19 protein-coding genes are annotated in these 19,632 nt (G+C 70.6%); 10 read left to right on the top strand and 9 right to left on the bottom strand.

What is annotated here, in order from left to right; genetic code table 11:
* Positions 1-89 precede the first annotated feature (89 nt).
* Positions 90-914 (top strand): aquaporin, encoded by an 825-nt coding sequence (locus tag BKA02_RS10190; protein WP_179433723.1) that lies wholly within the window; start codon positions 90-92, stop codon positions 912-914.
* Between the two features lie 10 nt (positions 915-924).
* Here the strand turns inward: BKA02_RS10190 and BKA02_RS10185 are convergent, their stop codons facing one another.
* The gene (locus BKA02_RS10185) at positions 925-1,917 is read right to left on the bottom strand and encodes a stage II sporulation protein M (protein WP_179433721.1); all 993 of its coding nucleotides are present in this window, start codon (positions 1,915-1,917) and stop codon (positions 925-927) included.
* 16 nt (positions 1,918-1,933) lie between these two features.
* Between BKA02_RS10185 and BKA02_RS10180 the strand changes: the two genes are divergently transcribed.
* Entirely contained in the window at positions 1,934-2,743 is an 810-nt protein-coding gene (locus BKA02_RS10180; protein ID WP_179433719.1) for an RDD family protein, read from the top strand.
* A gap of 18 nt (positions 2,744-2,761) precedes the next feature.
* Here BKA02_RS10180 and BKA02_RS10175 read toward each other — a convergent pair whose 3' ends face one another.
* Complete coding sequence (locus tag BKA02_RS10175; protein WP_179433717.1) at positions 2,762-2,968, bottom strand: DUF3499 family protein; 207 nt, start codon at positions 2,966-2,968, stop codon at positions 2,762-2,764.
* Positions 2,969-3,037: 69 nt separating this feature from the next.
* On the opposite strand from BKA02_RS10175, the gene BKA02_RS10170 reads away from it, so the two are divergent.
* Positions 3,038-3,478 (top strand): hypothetical protein, encoded by a 441-nt coding sequence (locus BKA02_RS10170; RefSeq protein ID WP_246286014.1) that lies wholly within the window; start codon positions 3,038-3,040, stop codon positions 3,476-3,478.
* A 68-nt stretch (positions 3,479-3,546) separates the two neighbouring features.
* On the opposite strand, the gene BKA02_RS10165 is transcribed toward BKA02_RS10170, so the two are convergent.
* The 4 genes from BKA02_RS10165 to manA all read right to left on the bottom strand — a co-directional run bounded on the left by BKA02_RS10165 (position 3,547) and on the right by manA (position 9,801).
* Positions 3,547-4,932 (bottom strand): DUF5719 family protein, encoded by a 1,386-nt coding sequence (locus BKA02_RS10165; protein ID WP_179433715.1) that lies wholly within the window; start codon positions 4,930-4,932, stop codon positions 3,547-3,549.
* Positions 4,929-8,090 carry a glycosyltransferase gene (locus BKA02_RS10160; RefSeq protein ID WP_179433713.1) on the bottom strand — a complete coding sequence of 1,054 codons (3,162 nt, stop codon included), beginning with the start codon at positions 8,088-8,090 and terminating at the stop codon, positions 4,929-4,931. Before BKA02_RS10160 ends, BKA02_RS10165 begins: the two co-directional genes overlap by 4 nt.
* An 84-nt stretch (positions 8,091-8,174) precedes the next feature.
* Entirely contained in the window at positions 8,175-8,492 is a 318-nt protein-coding gene (locus BKA02_RS10155) for a WhiB family transcriptional regulator (RefSeq protein WP_281370280.1), read from the bottom strand.
* A gap of 184 nt (positions 8,493-8,676) precedes the next feature.
* Positions 8,677-9,801: a mannose-6-phosphate isomerase, class I gene (gene manA, locus BKA02_RS10150; RefSeq protein ID WP_179433711.1), complete on the bottom strand. Its 1,125-nt coding sequence runs from the start codon at positions 9,799-9,801 to the stop codon at positions 8,677-8,679.
* A gap of 108 nt (positions 9,802-9,909) precedes the next feature.
* On the opposite strand from manA, the gene BKA02_RS10145 reads away from it, so the two are divergent.
* The 4 genes from BKA02_RS10145 (at position 9,910) to BKA02_RS10130 (ending at position 14,376) form a co-directional block, all read left to right on the top strand.
* Positions 9,910-11,325, top strand: a complete 1,416-nt coding sequence (locus BKA02_RS10145; RefSeq protein WP_179433709.1) for an O-antigen ligase family protein — start codon at positions 9,910-9,912, stop codon at positions 11,323-11,325.
* Entirely contained in the window at positions 11,322-12,617 is a 1,296-nt protein-coding gene (locus tag BKA02_RS10140; protein WP_179433707.1) for an O-antigen ligase family protein, read from the top strand. The genes BKA02_RS10145 and BKA02_RS10140 overlap by 4 nt, the downstream gene beginning before the upstream one ends.
* A gap of 198 nt (positions 12,618-12,815) precedes the next feature.
* Positions 12,816-13,772, top strand: coding sequence for a glycosyltransferase family 2 protein (locus tag BKA02_RS10135; RefSeq protein ID WP_179433705.1), 957 nt, complete (start codon positions 12,816-12,818; stop codon positions 13,770-13,772).
* A 1-nt stretch (position 13,773) separates the two neighbouring features.
* Positions 13,774-14,376 carry a hypothetical protein gene (locus BKA02_RS10130; protein WP_179433703.1) on the top strand — a complete coding sequence of 201 codons (603 nt, stop codon included), beginning with the start codon at positions 13,774-13,776 and terminating at the stop codon, positions 14,374-14,376.
* 16 nt (positions 14,377-14,392) lie between these two features.
* Here BKA02_RS10130 and BKA02_RS10125 read toward each other — a convergent pair whose 3' ends face one another.
* From BKA02_RS10125 to glf, 3 genes are read right to left on the bottom strand one after another with little or no spacing between them, the layout of a single operon-like run.
* A complete protein-coding gene (locus tag BKA02_RS10125; protein WP_179435388.1) occupies positions 14,393-15,121 on the bottom strand; it encodes an ABC transporter ATP-binding protein in 729 nt (242 codons plus the stop codon).
* Between the two features lie 31 nt (positions 15,122-15,152).
* Positions 15,153-15,944 (bottom strand): ABC transporter permease, encoded by a 792-nt coding sequence (locus tag BKA02_RS10120; protein WP_179433701.1) that lies wholly within the window; start codon positions 15,942-15,944, stop codon positions 15,153-15,155.
* 39 nt (positions 15,945-15,983) lie between these two features.
* Positions 15,984-17,120 carry a UDP-galactopyranose mutase gene (gene glf / locus BKA02_RS10115; protein ID WP_179433699.1) on the bottom strand — a complete coding sequence of 379 codons (1,137 nt, stop codon included), beginning with the start codon at positions 17,118-17,120 and terminating at the stop codon, positions 15,984-15,986.
* Positions 17,121-17,230: 110 nt separating this feature from the next.
* Here glf and BKA02_RS10110 point away from each other — a divergent pair, with 110 nt between their 5' ends.
* Genes BKA02_RS10110 through BKA02_RS10100 form a run of 3 tightly spaced genes read left to right on the top strand, consistent with a single transcriptional unit; the run spans position 17,231 to position 19,589 of the window.
* Entirely contained in the window at positions 17,231-17,959 is a 729-nt protein-coding gene (locus BKA02_RS10110) for a glycosyltransferase family 2 protein (RefSeq protein WP_179433697.1), read from the top strand.
* Complete coding sequence (locus tag BKA02_RS10105) at positions 17,956-18,339, top strand: DUF2304 family protein (protein ID WP_179433695.1); 384 nt, start codon at positions 17,956-17,958, stop codon at positions 18,337-18,339. Before BKA02_RS10110 ends, BKA02_RS10105 begins: the two co-directional genes overlap by 4 nt.
* On the top strand, positions 18,336-19,589 hold the full coding sequence (locus tag BKA02_RS10100; protein ID WP_179433693.1) for a hypothetical protein: 1,254 nt from the start codon (positions 18,336-18,338) through the stop codon (positions 19,587-19,589). Before BKA02_RS10105 ends, BKA02_RS10100 begins: the two co-directional genes overlap by 4 nt.
* The last annotated feature ends 43 nt before the right edge of the window (positions 19,590-19,632 follow it).

The following is a 19,632-nucleotide window of genomic DNA, read 5'->3' as shown; positions in this document are numbered from 1 at the left end:
TGCGCGCGGGCGGCCGGGCGTGCTCCAGGATGTGAGGCGAGCAGTACCGCGCAGCGCACCCATCGAGCACCGGAAGCACGAGGCATCCTATGAGCGATTCCGCATCGACCGAGATCGCGCTCGGCGCCGACGGCACCCCGCCGACCGCACCGCTGACCACCCGGCTGGTCGGCGAGGCGTTCGGCACCTTCATGCTCGTGTTCGGCGTCATCGGCACGGCCCTGTTCGCCTCCACGCACTTCACCGAGCCCGGTGCCGCCTCCGCGGTGTATCTCGCGGTCGCATTCGCCGTCGGCCTCAGCGTCGTCGCCGGGGTCTACGCCTTCGGCCCGATCTCCGGCGGGCACTTCAACCCCGCCGTGTCGGTGGGTGCCGCCGCCGCGGGCCGGCTGCCCTGGCGCGAGGTGGGTCCGTACGTGATCGCCCAGGCGATCGGCGCGGTCGTCGCCACGACCGTGCTCACCCTGATCGGCTCGTTCGGGCCCGCCGACTGGCTCACCCGCGTGCAGGACGCCGGTTTCATCAGCAACGGGTTCGACCATCTCTCCCCCGGGGGCTTCGGGCTGTTCGCGGCGATCATCGTCGAGGTGCTGCTCACCGCCGTGTTCGTCTACGTCGTGCTCGGTACGACACATCCGGCGCGGGGCACACGCATGGCCGGACTCGCGATCGGGCTCACGCTGACCCTCATCCACCTCATCAGCATCCCGGTCGACAATGCGTCGGTGAACCCGGCCCGCTCGCTGGCCACCGCCATCTACGGCGGGATCGAACCGCTCGCCCAGCTGTGGGTCTTCCTCGTCTTCCCTGTGCTCGGAGCGATCATCGCCGGGATGACGTATCGGGCGCTGTTCGACAGCGCCGGCCCCGTCAGCGCCGGTCGCGTCGCCGCGGGCGAGTCGGACTCCGAGTAGACCGGACTCCTCAGCCGGCGACGAGGCGCGGCGTTCCGGTGTCGAACTCGACGAGATCGCCCGTCTCCCCCTCGCGGGTCGCGCGCCGGCCCACGCCGAGCATGTAGACGAGGAACACCGCGAGCGCCGCGACGCCGATCCCGATCTTGACCGGCCAGGGCAGCGCCCATCCGGTCACGAAGCCCTCGACGAGTCCGGCCAGGGCCAGGGCGAAGACGAGCCCCATCGCCACGGTCGCCAGCGCCCGCCCCTCTTCGGCCAACGCCGCGCCGCGGGTGCGCGGCCCCGGCGCGACCCACGCCCAGAACAGGTGGAGTCCCGCTGCGGCGGCCACGAAGATGCAGGTGAGCTCGAGCAGGCCGTGCGGCAGCAGGTAGAGCACGAGCAGATCGCCGTGACCGTGCGCGAACATGACCGCCGCCGACACTCCCAGGCTCACCGCGTTCTGCATGATGACATACACGGGCCAGATGCCCGTGACGCCGAAGATCACGCACTGCGCGGCGATCCAGGCGTTGTTCGTCCACACCATCCCCGCGAACACGGCTGCGGGGTTCTCGGTGTAGTACCCGGTGAAGTCCTCCTCCGCGTACTGCTCCAGTGCGTCGGCGGGCCCGAGCGCGGCGATGAGCGCGGGATCCGAGGTGAGCCACAGCGAGGTGACCGCGATGGTCCCCAGCGTCACGAGGGCGATTACGAGCGTCGTCCACCGCACGCGGTACAGCGCCGCCGGCAGCTGCCGGGTGAAGAACCGCGTCGCCTGCACGAGGATGCTCTCACTGGCCCCGGTCAACCGCAGCCGTGCCCTGGCGAGGATCGTCGACACATGGGCGCTCTGCGGCGACGCCCCCGCCGAGGTCTTCAGATCGGCCAGATCGGCCGACGCCGCCCGGTACCGGGTGATGAGCTCGTCGACGCCCGGGCCGTCGAGACGTCGGCGCGTGAGCTCGTCGAGCCGCTGCCATTCGGCACGTCTGGCATCGGCGAGGGCATCGGCATCCACCTGATTTACTGTACTCATGTCCGACCCCGCGACCGCCGACGACGAGGTGCTCTCGGGCGAGGCCGTCGCGATCGACGTGCAGCCGGTGGGCTTCTTCCTGCGGGTGCTCGGGGCGGCCATCGACGTGGTCGCCTGCGTGCTCGTCTTCATCGCGTTCCTGATGCTGCGGCTGTGGCTGGTCTCCGCCGTCGGCTACGACGATGCGATCGACCGCATCCTGCTCGTCGTCTCGATCGTGATCTCGTTCGTCGTGCTGCCGTGCGCCGTCGAAGTGCTCAGCCACGGGCGCAGCCTCGGCCGCCTGGCCGTGGGCGGCCGGATCGTGCGACTCGACGGCGGTGCGGCAGGATTCCGGCACGCGTTCATCCGCGCGGTCGTGGGCATGCTCGAGATCTACAGCACGCTCGGCGGCGGCGCGATCCTCGCCGGCGCCTTCTCGGCCCGCTCTCAGCGGCTCGGCGACATGATCGCCGGCACCTACGCGCAGAAGGTGCGTACGCCGCGCCTGGTGCCGCATGCTCCCGTGCTGCCGCCGATGCTCACCGGCTGGGCCGCCATCGCCGACGTCGCCCGCATGCCCGATCGCCTGGCCCGCCGCATCTCGCAATTCTTGCAGACCGCGGATCGGATGCTGCCGGCGGCGCGGGCACGGATCGCCCACGATCTCGTCGCGGAGGCCTCGGCGTTCATCTCGCCGCTGCCCGCCGCACCCGACGAAGCCGTGCTGCACGCCGCCATGGCGCTGCGCCGCGAACGCGAGACGCGCGCGCTGCTGCTCTCCGACGACCGTGCCGAGCGCCTCACCGGCACCCGAATCGGCCTCTGAGCGCCGATCGGCGCCGGATCAGGCGCGGAGGGTCTCGTGGCGCACGACGATCCATCCTGCGGGCACCGAGAGCCGATCGGTGTGCAGCGCGCACAGGTCGTGCGCGTGGGGATCGTGCTCGGCGCCGAGGGGGCCGAGCGCGGCCATCTGGTCGCCGTAGTCGAAGGTGAGGGTGGCGACCGCTTCTCGCGAGCAGCCGACCTTCGAGCAGAGTCGTCCGTTCATCTCCGCCAGCGTAGAGCCGTGCGCGGCAGCCGCCCGGGATGCCGCGCGGAAGGCGCCTAGACTGGCCGCATGCCCCGCCGCCGTCCTCTGCGCCGCCCGGTGCCCGCGCCTCGCCGCGGTGCTCGCCACGGCCGGCACGGCCGCCTCGGGCGCAGCCCGGTCGTGCGCCCGCCGCTTCCCCCGCTGGAGGGACGCCTGGATCAGTTCGACCTCGCCGTCGGCACGGCGGTCGAGTTCTTGCGATCGACGTGGCCCGAGCTGCGCGATGTGCGCTTCGACATCGCGGCGATGCCGGGCTCCCACGATCCCGACGGCATCCCCCGCTGGCACGTGGATGTACCGGGAACGCGCATCACGCTGTTCCGGATCCCCATCGAGCGCCTGCTCGTGCCCGGCCACGACGACGCCCTGCACCGGCGCGTCGCGATCGAGGGGGCGGTGTTCCGCGCCGCCGCCGAGTACGCGGGGCGCGATCCGTGGGAGCTGGATCCTCCACACGATCACCACTGACCACGGTCACCACGGGCGCGATCACCGCTGACCGTGCCCGCCGGTGCGCGCGTCGGGCCCGGTACGGGTCACTGCGTGACGACGATGGGCTGCGACGCCTTCGACGTGGGGTGCACCGGGTAGCCGGCGATCTGTCCGGTGCCGAGGTACGACACCGCAGCACGCAGCGCTCCCTCCGACTCGAGTGTGTACACCGTGCCCGCGGCCACGTCGATCATCGCCGACCCGTGCGCGGGGACCTCGATGCGCTGCTCGCCCGCGCCGAGGGGCGTCAGCACCGCCTCGATCGCCGCATCGCCGGCGTTGGTCAGCTGCACCTGCGGCTGCGGGCCGTCGGCGACGGCGAACGTCGTCGTGCCGCGCAGTTCCGGGGCCGACGTCATCCATGCGAAGTCGGCGCCCTTGCCGATCGCCGTCGTCTGCCACGCGGCCGCCACCACGGGGGCGCTGGCCTCGATCTCGATCGAGTAGAGGCCGGGCTGCAGCATCGACAGATCGACCTCCGAGGGCAGGCCCGCCTCGATCGACACGTCGATCGGATCGCCCGCGGCCGCACCGTCGGCGGCCGCGCGCGCACGGATCGTCACATCGGCATCGGCCGTGGGAGCGAGCAGACGCAGCTTCGTCGATGCCGCATCGGCGGTGGAGGCGAGCACGGCGCGCACACCGAGCAGCTGGAGACTCGTGTCCGGGCGCACAACCCCGTCCTGCAGGTCGATGCCCGCAGGATCGAGCGTGCGGATCAGGCTGGACTGCAGCGCGGCGCGCACGGGAGCGCCGCTGACCGTCACCTGCACGACGGGGCTCGACTCGCCCGCCGCGCCCTCCGCGAGCGGGATCGAGCGCTGCGTGCGGGCCGGGATGACCGTCTGGCTCTTCGACGTGCCCTGCGCGCCGTAGACCGTGAAGGTGACCGTGGCGGTCACCTCGCTCGGATTGGCGACGAGCAGGATGTCGCTGGCGCCGGTCGTCGCGGCACCGCCGACGATCCACGACTCCATGCTGGGCTCGCGGCAGGATGCGGCGGCGAAGCCCGCCAGGTCGTCGGAGCGGATGTCGACCGACTCCGCGGCCGCGATCTGGGCGGGTTCGCGATTCTCCGGGACGCCCAGGAACCAGGTGGTCTCGGGGTTGTCGGCGAGATCGGGGGTCGCGATCGTCTCTTCCTGGAGAGCTGTGCCGTCGGCGCCGGAGACGATGACGGGAACGCCCGCGGTGGACTGCTGCGTCGCGTTGGTCGCATCGCGCCCCACGGCGCGGAACGGTCCTGCGCACGTGAGCAGGGTGTCGCCGGGGTAGGGCGTGACCGAGGTCTGCGCCGGCGTGCTCTGCACACCGGGCAGCGTCATCGGCACGGCGACCACGACCCCGGCGACGCATGCCGCCGAGAGCGCCAGTCCTCCGATGAGGCGCGCACCGGTGCCGGCGACGCGAACGGCCTTCGATCCGCTCATCGCTGCTCTCCCTCGCTGTTCGACGGATCCGTCTCGCTGTTCGACGGATCCGTGCGGGGTGCGGGGTGCGCCTCCTCGGCTTCGGCGGGCGCCACCTCGGACTCGGCGGACTCCGCCTCGGGCCCGGGGGTCGGCTCCTCGGATGCGGGAGTCGCGTCCTCGGCCTCCGGCACCGTCGACTCGGTCTCACGCGACGCAGGCTCACTCGACACGGTCTCCGTCGGCGTCTCCTCATCCGGCTCGACGTTCTCGGCCTCCGCCGCCTGCGTCGCCTTCGTCGCAGGCTCGCCCTTGGCAGGCTTCTGCCGCTTCTCGCGCTTCTCCGGCTTGTCGCGCTTCTCCGGCTTGTCGCGGACGGGGCGGGGTTCGCGTTCGGGCAGAAGACCCACGGTCCTCGGCAGAGCGCGGGCTGCCCGGCGGGACGCTCGGGTGGGGATCGACAGCAGCAGCGCGGCGAGGAGCACGAGCAGCTGCAGCGCGATCACGAGTTGCGCGGTTGCGGTCTGCGCGGGCGTGGCCGCGGCGCGCGCCTCCGGCTCGGCCTCCATGCGCCACAGCACGCCCTTGGCGGTCTCGCCGACGCGGACGAACCCGGCGCGCTGATCCAGCGCCGTCACGGCGCCGAGGCGGCGATCGCGCGCGGCGTCGCTCTCTTCGCCCGCTGTGGTCAGCAGCACGTAGCGCACGCCCAGGGCCGACAGGTCGGCGGGGGCGTCGAACTCGCGCGACGAGACGAGATCGACGGCGAGCGCCGACAGGTCTTCGCCCCGCGGTGCGGTGGCCGTGCTGAGGATGCTCGCCTGGGCGCCCAGCGTCTCGCTGGCGCCCCATACCGTCTGCACGGCGAGACCCCCCTCGGATTCGGCCGTGAGCAGGAGGGTGCCCAGATCGCGATCGTCGCGGGCCTGGGCGTTGACATACGCGGGGAGCGTGCTCTCGGGGCCCTTGGTCAGCGTCGAGGCGTCACGAGCCACGGCCGTGAGCGAGGGCACCGCGCACACAGCGATCGCCGCGGCCGCCACGACGGCGGCCAGGGAACGGATCAGCGGCACCGTTATGATGCTGTCGAGGGTGACGACGGCGGCGCTCAGCGCCCCCGCCCACGCCAGGCTCAGGGCGGCGCCGGGCCAGATGGCGACCGGCGTGGCCTGATCGAAGGACACGGCGATTCCGACCACGGCGAAGGCGGTCGCAAGGCCCGTCGCGGAGGCGACGATCGAGAGCACGCCGACCGACCAGCGCGGGGCGATCGGAGCCAGCAGCGCGAGCACGGCCAGGGGCGCCGCCAGCCACAGCGCCCACGGCGCGGGGGTGCCGAGCATGGCGCTCCATCCCGCGGCGTCGGTCGTGGGCAGGCCAGCGGCGAGGGCGAGCCGGCCCGCGGCATCGGCCCCGGCCTGCGGGAGGGCGACGATGGCGCCCGGGTCGGCCAGCACGGCCCACGGCGCGCCGTGCGCGAACTGCCACACCACGAGCGGGGCGAACACGACAGCGGCGGGGATCAGCGTCCAGAGCGTCCGCACCGCGCCGCGCACGCTGCCGCGCGCCAGCAGGAGCACGAGCGAGAGCAGCCAGAGCAGCACGAGCGCGGGGGCGAGCGAGGGCGAGCAGGCGAGCACCGCGACGGTCACGATCGAGGCGGCGCCTGCCGCGCCCCAGGAGCGGTGCGCGACGATGCCGGTGTGGAACAGCCACGGCAGCAGCAGGTGCACGAGCACGGCGGCGGGGCGGCCCTCGGCGAGGGCGATGACGAACGGCGGAGACAGCGCCCAGACCGCCGCGGCGAACAGGCGCAGGCCGGGGCGCTCGGTGATCCGGGTGGCCGCGAACCAGCCGCCGAGCACAGCCAGGGGCAGGGCCCCGACCCACAGCAGCACGAGCGCATACGAGGGGGCGGCTGGCCAGAGGGATCCGAGCACGGCGACGACGCCGGCGAACGGATCGGCGGGGCCGAACACGTCGATGCCGAGCCCGCGCTGCCCGTAGGCGGCGTCTTTCCACAGCGCCGCGACGGTCTGGCGCATCGGCAGCAGTGCCCCACCGCCGAGCGCGGGCCAGGCCAGCAGTGAGATGAAGGCGGCCACGCTCACGACGAGTCCGGCCAGCACCGCCCATGCGCCGCCGCCGGAGAAGAATCCGAGCTCGGAGGCGTGACCACCCTCGGATCCGTGCCCGTCATCGAGCCGTTGGCGCAACTGCGCGCGCGTCACCCGCAGCGGGGCGATGCTCGCCCACGATGCCGCGCGGTTCTCGCGGATGGCGCGTCGCGAGCGGCCGACGGCGGCGCCGTCGACCATGCTGACGGCCGCGGCTCCCCATTCCGGGGCGACGGAGGCCGGACGCTTGCCGACGAGGTGGGTGATCGAGCGCCACAGCGCCAGCGGAAGCAGCGAGAGCCAGTGCAGCGGGACGGCGGCTCCGGGCGCGTACGACAGGCGCCGGTGCAGCTGCGCGCGGCGGGAGCGATAGGCGGAGCCGGCAGAGGAGGGCCGACCGTGCGCGACGGGGACGGCGATCCGTGCCGCGGCGACAGGTGCCAGACGCGCGCCGGCCAACCGGGCGCGCACGCCGAGGTCGAGGCCCTCGTCAGCACCGCCGAGGCCCGGGTCGGGGCGCAGCGATTCGGTGTGCTCGGCGCGGATCAGCAGGCCGCGCACGTCGGCGCCCAGCGCATCGTCCAGTCCGTCGTGCTGGCCCTGGTCGTACTCCCCCGTCGCCGGGTCGACCGCGCGACCCAGCCGGGTCATGCTCTGGCCGAACGAGGCGATGCGCCCCGAATCGCCTTGCTCGACGAGCTTGGGGGCAGCGATCGCCGCCGACCGGGAACGCTCCAGGGCGCCCACGAGCTGTGCCAGCGCGGCCGACTCCGGCACGCACTCATCGGTGAGCAGCCACACGGCGCAGTCGGAGGCGATCCGCGGCATGGCGAGCGCGACCGCGGCGGCGAAGGAGCTCTTCGCGCCCGTCTCGATCACGGCGTCGGCCGCCTGGGAGACGGCGGTGCTGGCGCGCAGCGCATCCGACGCCCCCCGCACGACGACGGTCAACGACGCGGGCGCGAGGGTCTGCGCAGCGAGCGCATCGAGGGTGCGCAGCACACGGGCGAGGGAGGTCGCATCGGCGCGGGCGACGAGGATGGCGTGTACAGGGGCAGGCATGACGAGGTCAGCCTAAGTGTGGTAGCGCGCCATGCCCGTCTGCGCGCGGGCGCGTCGAGCTTTCTCAGCGCCCGCCTTCGCGGCTCAGCCGGCGCGGCGCTTGAGCTTGCGCCGCTCGCGCTCGGACAGCCCGCCCCAGATGCCGAAGCGCTCGTCGTTGTTGAGCGCGTACTCCAGGCATTCGCCGCGCACGTCGCAGGATCCGCAGATCCGCTTCGCGTCGCGGGTCGATCCGCCCTTCTCCGGGAAGAACGCCTCCGGATCGGTCTGCGAGCACAGGGCGTCGGTCTGCCAGGCCAGGGCGTCGTCATCGTCGACGGCGGGCCGGCGGACGCCGGGCACTCCCAGGTTGACCGGATCGACGAACCAGTCCTCCGGAACTTCGGAACGATATCCCGCCATCTCGCCCTCCCCTTCTGGCCCCCCGGTTGCATCGCGGGCCGCGTGCATGACTAATTACACCGGTGTGATTCGACGGGGTCAAGTGCGGGAGGATAAACCCTCAAGCATGCATTGAAGCTTCACGGCGTGTCGGCGGCGTGTCGCGGCGTGTCGACTCGCCCGGGCGGCACGCCGCGGGCGGGTCTCAGCCCCGCCCCGGCTCGGCTACGAAGGCCTCTCCGTCGCCGGTCAGGGTCAGGGTCGGCTCGTCCGCATCCGCGAACACGACCGTGCCGACGGGTGCATCCAGCGTCGACCCGCTCCCCGTCACCCGCACGGTTCCCGCCGTGGCGAGCACCATCGACGGCGCGCGCACCTCGAGCGCTCGGGGCTCCGCGCCCACGCGCACTCGGCGCAGCGCGAAATCGGGCACCGGCACGGGGTACTCCCGCACGGCCGCCTCCGCATCCTCCGCGCCGAGCACCGGCACGACACCAGGCACGGTGTCGACGATCGCGAGCAGTTCGGGCACATCGATGCGCTTGGGCGTGAGCCCGCCGCGCAGCACGTTGTCGCTGGCCGCCATGATCTCCACGCCGAGCCCCGCCACATAGGCGTGCAGCAGCCCGGCGCGCAGGAACACGGCTTCGCCGCGCGAGAGCACCACGTGGTTCATGAGCAGCGCCACGACGACTCCGGCGTCGCCCGGGTAGTGCGCCGCGATGCCGGCGACGAAGGCCAGGTCGTCGTGCGCATCCGCCGCCGCGGCCACCGCGTCGATGACGTCGGCGATCTCGGCCGCCGACGCCTCGGCGAGCGCCCAGCGCAGAGCGGCGCGCAGCGAGGCCGCGTCGTCGACTCCGCCGTCGAGCGCCTCGCGCAGCCGCACGACGCCCGGCGTCGGTCGGATGAGGTCGAGCAGCGCGCGGGTGCCCTGGAGCGGGCGCAGCCCGCACAGCGCCTCGAAGCGGTCGCTGAGCGCGACGATGAGCTCGGGCTTGTGGTTCGCGTCGCGGTAGTTGCGCGCCGGGTCGTCGACGGCGAGGGCACTCTCCTGCGCCCAGCCCGCCTCGGCCTCGGCACGCGTCGGGTGCACCTGGATCGACAGCGGCGTCTCGGCCGCGAGCAGCTTCAGCAGGTAGGGCAGGGTACCGCCGGTGACGGCGTCGAGCGTGCGCCCGTCGGCGAGATCGGCGGGATCTCCGGGGTGGTCGCCGAACCACACCTCCGCTTCGGGACCCGCCGACCTGTCCCGCCCCTCGAGGGCGGCGAGCAGCGTCGTGGAGCCCCAGGCGTAGTCGCGGGGAGTGTTGGTGAGCGCGTACAGCATGACTCTCAGCGTAGGGTGCGACGTCGCCGGATGCCGTGCACACGATCCGTGCAGGATCGGGCCCTCGCGCTCCGCGCGTTCTCATGCCGCCGCGCTACCCTGAACCCGATGGCGCAGCGCTCCCGACTCTCGGTCTTGCCTCCCCCGACCGCGCCCGCGCGCGAGTCCTCGAGGCACCTGATGCTGCGCGCCTTCGCCGTGCTGGTCCTGTTCGCCGTGCTCGGGCACACCGCCGTCTACAACCTGCTCGGCGAGCTCGGCGCCGTGATCGTCATGGTCGTGCTCGTCCTGGGCTGTCTTGCCGTCCTCATCCCGGCGATCGTGCGCCAGCACCCCGTGCGCTTCCCGTGGCGGCGCCTGCCGTGGGCAGCGATCGGCTACCTCGCCCTCGCCCTGCTGTCCGTGCTGTGGTCGCGATGGCCTGAGGCCACGCTGCTCACCTGGACGCTGCAGGCCGGGATCACCGTCGCGGCCATCACCGTCGCCACGCTGCTCAGCTGGCAGGAGATCGCCAGGGCGATCTCGTCGGCGCTGAAGTGGATCCTCGGGCTCTCCTTCGTCCTGGAGATCTGGGTCGCCATCACCGGGGCGCCTCTGCTGCCGAACTTCGCCGACTTCCCCGAGGGCAAGATCGATCCGCACTGGTACTGGGTGCGCGGCAACATCTTCGACGGCGGCCGCATCCAGGGGATCGTCGGCAACTCCAACAGTCTCGCCATCCTCTGCGTGCTGGCGCTCATCGTGTTCAGCGTGCTCGTCGCAGCCAGGGCCCGTCGGCGCGGGGTGCTGTTCGTGTGGATCGCGCTTGCCCTCGTGATGCTCGTGCGCGCCTCGTCGGCGACGGCGTACGCCTGCACCGCCGCGGGGGTGGCCGTGCTGGCCACCGTGCTGCTCATGCGCCGCACGTCGCGGCCGGGGCAGCGCACCCCGCTGTACCTCGTGTACCTCGGCGTCGCCGCCGCCGGTGCGATCGCGCTGTGGCTCTGGCGCGACGAGCTGTTCGGCCTGCTCGGCCGAGGCTCCGACCTCACCGGACGTGTGGAGATCTGGGAGAAGGTGCGCGAGCGCGCCGCCGAGAGCCCGGTGATCGGCAACGGGTTCTCCTCGCCGTGGATCCCGTGGGATCCCGCCTTCCACAACTGGATCGTCGACCACGGGATCACCGTCTTCCACGCGCACGACATGTGGCTCGACGTGCTCATGCAGCTCGGCGTCGTGGGCATCGTCATCATGGCCATCGTGTTCGTCGCCCTGGCGTGGAGGGCCTGGTTCTTCGCCGTCGACCGTCCGCGGTGGGACCTCGAGGAGCGTCGGCCGTACTCGGCCATCGCCCTGCTTCCCACGCTCGTGGTGGCGATGCTGCTCGTGCAGGGCATCGTCGAATCCGGTCCGATCATGCTCTGGGGCTGGATGCTCGTCGTGCTGTTCTCGTTCAAGATCAAGATGGTTCCGCTCGTGGGGCGCGGACTCAGCGAGCGCGACCGGATGCTCGAGACAGGGGCACCGACGAGGCAGAGGCCGTGATCACCCGGCCCGGGCTCGCCCGGCTGCTCGGCTCGGTGGAGCTGGCGCGCGCGTTCACGCTCGCGGTGCTGCTGACGGTGCTGGGCTCGTTCGCGATCGCCGCGGCCGCGGGCACCGTGACGCTCGTCTCGATCGTCGTCTCGCTGTGCGTGATCGGCATCGCGATCCTCGTGGCCCGGCGCGAAGAGCTGTCGGTGCTGCGCCTGGCGCCGTCCACGCTGCTCGCACTGCTGATCTGGACCCTCGTGTCGGCGTTCTGGTCGACGCATGCGGCCGAGACGCTGCGCGGGTGGGCCGCGCTGTTCGGATTCGCCGTGCTCGCCGTGGTCGTCGGGCACATCCGCGACACCCTGCAGACCGTGCGCGCGCTCGGTGACGCGCTGCGCATCATGCTCCTGACCTCGCTGGGCGTCGAACTGCTCTCGGGCGTCATGTTCGACATGCCTTTCCCGTTCCTCGGGGTCGAGGGTCTGCTCGCCGACGGCGGGCCCATCCAGGGCCTGTTCGGCAGCCGCAACATGCTGGGCTTCATCGCCGTCGTCGCCGTGATCACCTTCGTCGTGGAATGGCGCTCGCAGTCGCTCGCAGCCCCCATCGCGGTGCCCTCGATCGCGCTGGCCTCCTTCCTCGCGCTGCTCTCAGCCTCCCCCACCGTGCTCGTGCTCGCCGTCACCGTGGGCCTGGCCGCTGCCGCGCTCGACCTGGTGCGGCGCACGCGTCCCGAACGGCGCGCCGCGCTGCAGTGGGCGCTGGGCGCCGCCGTCGCCCTGGGCGTGGTCGTGGCGTTCCTGCTGCGGCATCGCATCATCGCCTGGCTCGATGCCGGCTCCGATTTCAGCACCCGCGCCGACCTGTGGAACGTGCTGCTGGACTACTGGGGGCTGCGACCGCTGGAGGGATGGGGATGGTTCGGACCGTGGACGGGCACCGATTACCCGTTCAACGCCATCAACTTCCTCCTCGACGACCATCACCGCACCGCGCTGAACGCGTACTTCGACATGCTCCTGCAGGGTGGAGCCGCGGGTCTGGCGCTGTTCGCACTGTTCGGCGGCATCGCCCTCGTTCGCTCGTGGCTCGTCGCCAGCGCACGGCGCTCTGTGGTCTATGCGTGGACCCCGCTCGTGCTCGTCACCCTGGCCGTGGAGTCGATGTTCGAGAGCTTCGCGTTGGCCGGCACCGGCTGGTTCCTGCTCGTGCTGTGCGCACTGCGCGCCGGTCAGTCTCGGTCGTGGCGCGAAGACATCGACGCCGCTCAGGCCGCGCCGCCCGCCACGCAGCTGGGCGCGTGACGCGGCAGGACTCGCGAGGGGGAGCGCGTCTGTCAGCGACCGCGCGGAGCCGACGGGTAGGCTTGCGGAGGGCGCCGTTCCGTCGCGCCCCGATGAACTTTCCGGAGCCCCACCCGTGACTCACCCCCTCCTGCATCGCGCCCGCCCGACGCACGCCGCCCCGAGCATCCGTCGTCCCATCAGGGGCGGAGCGACGTCATGACCGGCGCCGCGTTCGATCCGAGCGCCGCGAGCATCGTCGTGGTGACCTTCAACCGCTCGGGTCTGCTGCGCAGGCTCCTGACGAGCATCGCGGCGATGGATCCGAAGCCGGGCCGGGTCGTCATCATCGACAACGCCTCCTCGGACGACACGACCGAGGTCGTCGACTCCGTCCGCGCCGAGATCGGCACCGAGATCGTCTACCGCAAGCTCGAGACGAACACGGGCGGATCCGGGGGCTTCAGCGAGGGCATGCGCACGGCGTACGAGCTGGGCTCCGAGTGGATCTGGCTGATGGACGACGACGTCGAAGTGCTGCCGGACGGCCTCGCCCGGATGGGCGCGTGGGCCCCGCGGTTCAAGAGCATCCAGGGCCGGCGCTACGACTACGACGGCAGCGCGTTCTACTGGCAGTACCGCATCGCCGAGCGCATGGGCATCCCCATTCCGTTCGCCCCGGCCGGATTCGATGAGACCGGCTTCAAGCGGATGAACAGCGGATGCTTCGAGGGCATGTTCATCCACCGCTCGATCGTGCAGCAGATCGGGCTGCCCGATCCGCGGTTCTTCATCTACTGGGACGACCAGGTGTACGGCTGGCTGGCCTCGCGCAAGACCATGTCCGTCGTGGTCGAGGACTTCGTGCTGCGCCGCACCCGCGAGATCAAGCAGTGGGACATGGGCGTACGGCACATGAACGCCTCCAGCAACGCCTACCGCTACTACATCATGCGCAACCGGGCATACATCAAGCAGTATTACCGCCATCACGGCGTGTACAACCCCGTGGTGTTCGGGCTCGGGACGACGATGACCTTCGTGAAGGAGATCATCCGCCTGCTGTTCGTCGAGCGCACCGCGCGCGGCACGAGCAACCTCTTCCGGGGGCTGCGCGACGGCGGAAGGATCGGACGGGATCGCACCTGGCGTCCTATGAGCCCCTTGGAGGCCTGAGATGAGCGAACACGACCCGCGCCGGGAACCGGAGATCCGTTGGGAGTTCGCCGAGGAGAAGCGTCGTGGCCCTCGCGTCGCGCTCATCACCGCGCTGATCCTCGCCGTGCTCGTGGTCGTCGCGGTGCTGGTGTTCTTCCTCATCCCGCGCGGCGGCGACACGCCGGCCCCCACCGATTCGCCCTCGGCGTCTGCCAGCGCGACGCCCACGACCAGCCCGAGCCCGACCGCGACCACTCCCCCGTCGCCGACCCCGACCTCGGAGCCGACGACGCCCCCCGCCCCGCCGGTTCCCGACCCGGAACTGGGCGTATTCCGCGACAAGGTCACCCCGCGCCTCACGGATGCCGACACGGGGCTGACCATGATCGCCTCCGCATCGGGCGAAGAGGCCAGGCAGTTCGTCGATCAGCTGCAGGAGGATGCGCAGCGCCTCGCCGGGGCGGTGCCGCCCTCCTCGATCGCCGACGCGTGGCATTCTGCGCTCGGAACGTACGCCGACAGCCTCAGCCAGTTGCGCTCCGCCGCGGCGTCGGGCGATGCGAGCGGCGCCGTCGACGGGGCCCGTCAGGCGCTGAACGGTCTGGTCGCACTCCTCGGTTGAACCCTGCGTGCGGCGCTCAGTGCGCCTGGTCCGCGTTGTACCGGTCGAGCACCTCGTCGATCGTGCCGTCGAGTACAAGACCGCCCTTGTCGAGGTAGAGGCCGCGGGAGCAGAAGCGCCGCAGGTCACGCTCGTTGTGCGAGACGAAGAACAGCGTGCGGTTGTCGGCGAGCAGTTCGTCGATGCGCCGGTAGCACTTGTCGCGGAAGGCCTTGTCGCCGACGGCGAGCACCTCGTCGACGAGCAGGATCGGCTCGTCGAGCTTGGAGACCACGGAGAAGGCGAGGCGCACCTTCATCCCGTTCGACAGGTGTTTGTACGGCGTCTCCTGGAAGTCGGCGAGCTCGGCGAAGGCGATGATGTCGTCGTAGCGCTCGGCGATCTCGGCGCGGCTCATGCCGTGCAGGCCCGCGGTGAGGCGCACGTTCTCGCGCACCGTGAGGTCGCCGACGAAGCCGCCGGTGATCTCGATCAGCGGCGCCACGCCGCCATGCAGCCGCACGGATCCCTCATCGGGCAGCAGCACCCCGGCGACGAGCTTGAGCAGCGTCGACTTGCCCTGGCCGTTGCGCCCGACCACGCCGATCGATTCGCCCTGGCGCACGCGGAACGACACGTCGCGCAGCGCCCAGAACTCGCCCGGTCTCGAACGGCGAGACCGCCCGGCGAAGAGGTCTTTGAAGCTGCGGCGGCCGCGACGATTGCGGCGGAAGCGCACGCCGAGGTCGGCGACCTCGATCGCCATGGGCTGCTCGTCGGGCTGTCGATCGTTCACGTCACAGCTCCTTGAGCACCGTGCGCTCGAGCGAGCGGAACACGAGCATCCCCAGGGCGAGGAAGCCCACGCTCATGACGACCGCGATGATCACCGGGGTCGTGTGCCACTGATCGGGGAAGAACCCGACGCGGTAGAGCGTGAAGATGCCCGCCAGCGGGTTGAACGCCCCGAGCACGTCGAAGGGGGCCGGCAGGTCGGCGACGCTGTAGATCACCGGCGACGCGTAGAACAGCGCCCGCAGGATGAGCGCGGTGGTGCGCTCGAGGTCGGAGAACAGCACGCACAGCGGTGCGACGAGCAATCCGAGTCCGATCAGCAGGATGGTCTGCAGCAGCACTCCCACCGGGAACCAGAGGAGCCCCGGATTGATGTGCACGTGATCGAGGTTGAACAGGATGAAGACGATGAGCACCGGGATGGAGCAGAGGAACTCCACACCCTTGGTCAGCACGACGCGGTTCACCCAGATCGAGCGCGGAATCGCGGTGGAGCGCACCAGGCGCGCATCCTTGCGGAACGCGCGGGTGAAATCGCCCACCGAGGTGTTGAACCACACCCACGGCAGCAGGGCGGTGATGAGGAAGAGGATGTACGGCTCTTCGCCGACCGTGCGATGAAAGACCTGGGTGAACACGAACCAGTAGATCGCGCTCATGATGAGCGGATCCAGCACCGACCACAGGTAGCCGAGGAAGCTGGTGGCGTAGCGCACCTTGAGATCGCGCGCCGAGAGCAGCCATAGCGAATGCAGGTAGCGCCGCGGCGTGATCGCCGCGTTCTTCGCCGTCATCCCCACGAGCCGATCATAGCGAGGGGGCATCCATGCGCGTCATGCCAGTTGGTTGTTCCACATCGACAGCGCCGAGCCGATGGCCATGTGCATGTCGAGGTACTGGTAGGTGCCCAGCCGTCCGCCGAACAGCACGTCCTTCTCGCCCTTGGCGAGCTCGCGGTAGGCCAGCAGACCCTCGCGGTCGGCGGCGGTGTTGACCGGGTAGTACGGCTCGTCGCCGCGCTCGGCGAAACGCGAGAACTCCCGCATGATCACGGTCTTGTCCGTCGGATAGCGGTCGGCCCGTTCGGGATGGAAATGACGGAACTCGTGGATGCGCGTGTACGGCACATCGGCATCCGGATAGTTCATCACCGACGTGCCCTGGAAGTCGCCCACCTCGAGCACCTCCTGCTCGAGGTCGATGGTGCGCCAGCCCAGCTCACCCTCGGCGTAGTCGAAGTAGCGGTCGACCGGCCCGGTGTACACCACCGGGAGCTGGCCGACCGTGGCCCTCTTGTTCAGCGGCTGCAACTCGTCGAAGAAGTCGACCTCGAGCACGACGTCGATGTTGGGGTGGTCGGCCATCCGCTCCAGCCACGCCGTGTAGCCGTCGGTGGGCAGTCCCTCCCACGTGTCGTTGAAGTAGCGGTTGTCGTACGTGTACCGCACCGGCAGGCGGCTGATGATCGATGCGGGAAGCTCGCGCGCGTCGGTCTGCCACTGCTTGGCCGTGTAGTCGCGGATGAACGCTTCGAACAGCGGCCGACCGATGAGCGCGATGCCCCGCTCCTCGAGGTTCTTGGCCTCGGCGGCGTCGAACTCCCCCGCCTGCTCGGCGATGAGGGCGCGCGCCTCGGCGGGCGAGTACGCCGCCTGGAAGAACTGGTTGATCGTGCCGAGGTTGATCGGCAGCGGGTAGACGACGCCCTTGTGCGTCGAGTACACGCGGTGCACGTAATCGGTGAAGGTCGTGAACCGGTTCACGTACTCCCACACCGTGGCGTTGGAGGTGTGGAACAGGTGCGCCCCGTAACGGTGCACCTCGATGCCCGTGGTCGGTTCGTCCTCGCTGTACGCGTTGCCGCCGATGTGGTGACGGCGGTCGATGACGGTGACCTTGCGGCCGGCGGCGGCGGCGCGCTCGGCGATGGTGAGGCCGAAAAAACCCGACCCGACGATGAGGAGATCCATCTTTTCCCTTCCTCACGCGCAGGGCGCGGAGCAGAACAGCATCCATCCTAGGCGCGGGCGCCTGCGCGTCGACCGAGCGGCCAGGACGAACCGGATAGAATCATGCCACCATGGCATCCCCCCGCGAGCGCGCGCTCATCATCGTCCCCGCGTGGAACGAAGAGCAGAACGTGGCGAACACGGTTCGCGAGATCCGCGACGCGGACCCTGCGTACGACGTGCTCGTGATCGACGACGGGTCGACCGATGCCACCGCGGCCGTCGCAGCGGCAGCAGGAGCACGAGTCGTCATTCTCCCCTTCAACATGGGGGTCGGCGGTGCGATGCGGACCGGCTTCACGTATGCGCAGCGCCATGGCTACTCGCAAGCCATCCAGGTCGATGCCGACGGGCAGCACAACCCCGCGGACATCGCCGCGGTGCTCGCGGGTCTGAGCGATGCGGACATATCGATCGCCGCCCGCTTCGCCGACGTCGGCGACTACAAGGCCAGAGGACCCCGTCGTTGGGCGATGAAGATGCTCGCCGCCGTTCTGTCTCGGATCAGCGGCGTCCGCCTCACCGACGTGACCTCCGGGTTCCGTGCCGCGAATCGTCGCGCCATCGATCAGTACGTGCGGTTCTACCCGGCCGAGTATCTCGGTGACACGATCGATTCCCTCGTGGGAGCGATCCACGCGGGACTGACGGTGACGCAGGTCCCCGTGGCGATGAGGCCCCGAGCCCATGGCCAGCCCAGTCACAATCCGCTCGCGGCGGCGCGCTACCTCTTCCGCGCCGCTTTCGCGCTCGCCCTGGCGCTGCTTCGCGGTCGCAGAACCAAGGAGCGCACGTCGTGATCGTGGTCGTGGGCATCGCCTTCTCGCTCGCCGTCCTCGGCGTCATCCTCATGCTCCTCCTCAAGAGACAGCTGCGTGAGAAGTACGCGATCATCTGGCTGTTCATCGGCGTCGCCATCCTCGTGCTCGCGATCTTCCCCGGGCTGCTCGTCGGTCTCTCAGGATTGCTGAACGTCGAGGTCCCCTCGAACCTGATCTTCGCGCTCGCCCTGGTGCTTCTCGTCGGCGTCGCGCTCCACCTCTCCTGGGAGCTCTCGCAGGCGGAGGACGAAGTCCGTCGCGTCGCGGAAGAGGTTGCGCTGCTCCGGGCGGATGTCGAGGCGCTTCGCGATCCGTCCGGCGATGACCGCGGCGAGCAGGGCCCAGACGACGCCAGATGACCTCATCGCACACCGCCTCCGCCGGACTGCGGTGGATTCTTCTCGCCACCGCCGTCGCCGGCGCGTTCGGGTATGTCGTCCAGCTCCTCGCCCCCGCGTTCCTCTCGAACAGTTCGTACGTCTCGTTCTCCGTGACCTGGTCCGCCGTCTATCTCTGCGTCGCCACGATGTCGGGGGTCCAGCAGGAGGTCTCTCGCGCAGCACGCCCCTCGACCGACCACCCTCCGAACACCGTGCTCCGCCGCTTCACGGTGGGAGCGAGCATCGTCGTGGTCGGGGCGAGCATCGTCCTCGGGCTGGTCCTCGGCGCGACGACTGTGCCCATCAACGGGTTCGCGCTCGCTCTCGTGCTGGGCATCGGTCTCATCGGGTATCTCATGACCGCCGTGCTCGGAGGCGTCTTCTACGGACTGCACCTCTGGCGTGACGCCGCTCTGCTGACGGTGACCGATGCCGCACTCCGTGTTCTCCTGCTCGGCGCCGCGCTCGTTCTCGGACTTCCGCCGATCTGGCTCGCCTGCGGGATCGCGTTCCCCTTCGGACTCGCATTCCTGCTGCTGTGGATCGTCACCCGCCGACGCGTGGTGGGGCGGTTCGCTCTGGACGTCTCACTGCCCGCGTTGTCGCGCAACATCATGAGCACCGTCGGCGCCGCCGCGTGCACCGGAGCGATGATCTCGGGCTTGCCTCTGATCATCGGAATCACCGCTGCGCAGGAACCGGCGACCTCCCTCGGGGCCATCATGCTTGCGATCACGTTGTCCCGTGCACCGATCGTCGTCCCGGTCCTGGCATTGCAGAGCTTTCTGATCTCCGCCGTCTTCCGCGACCGCAAGCACGATCCGTCTCGACGCGTGCTCGGAGTGCTCGGTCTCGCGATCCTCGTGATCCTGGCGCTCGCCGCCCTCGCGGCGGCCGCAGGCCCGTGGCTGATCAGCGTGTTGTCGGCCGGGAAGTACACCATCGACGCCGTGACGATGGCGATCATCCTCGTCAGCGCAGGCCTTGTGGCGCTGCTGTCGATCACGGGCGCCGCCCTCGTCGCCCGTCGTCAGCACTCGCGCAACATCCTCGGGTGGGCGATCGCCGCTGCGCTCACCGTCGTCGGTCTGCTCATGCCCTGGGATTTCGCGCTGCGCGTGAACGTCGCGCTGACCGTTCCGGCTCTTCTCGGTCTCATCGTCCACGTCGCCGGGCTGCTGCACCGCTCCGTCGGCGGCGTTCCAGGCAGCCGCAACGCCCTCGGCTAGACTGTTCCGAGCCTTTCGCCTCGTTCTCATCTGCAATCCAGGA

The organism is Microbacterium pseudoresistens (genome assembly GCF_013409745.1).
In the GTDB taxonomy this organism is placed as follows: Bacteria; Actinomycetota; Actinomycetes; order Actinomycetales; family Microbacteriaceae; genus Microbacterium; species Microbacterium pseudoresistens.
The sequence above is the reverse complement of the archived record's forward strand: the minus strand, read 5'-3'. Positions and strand labels throughout refer to the sequence as shown.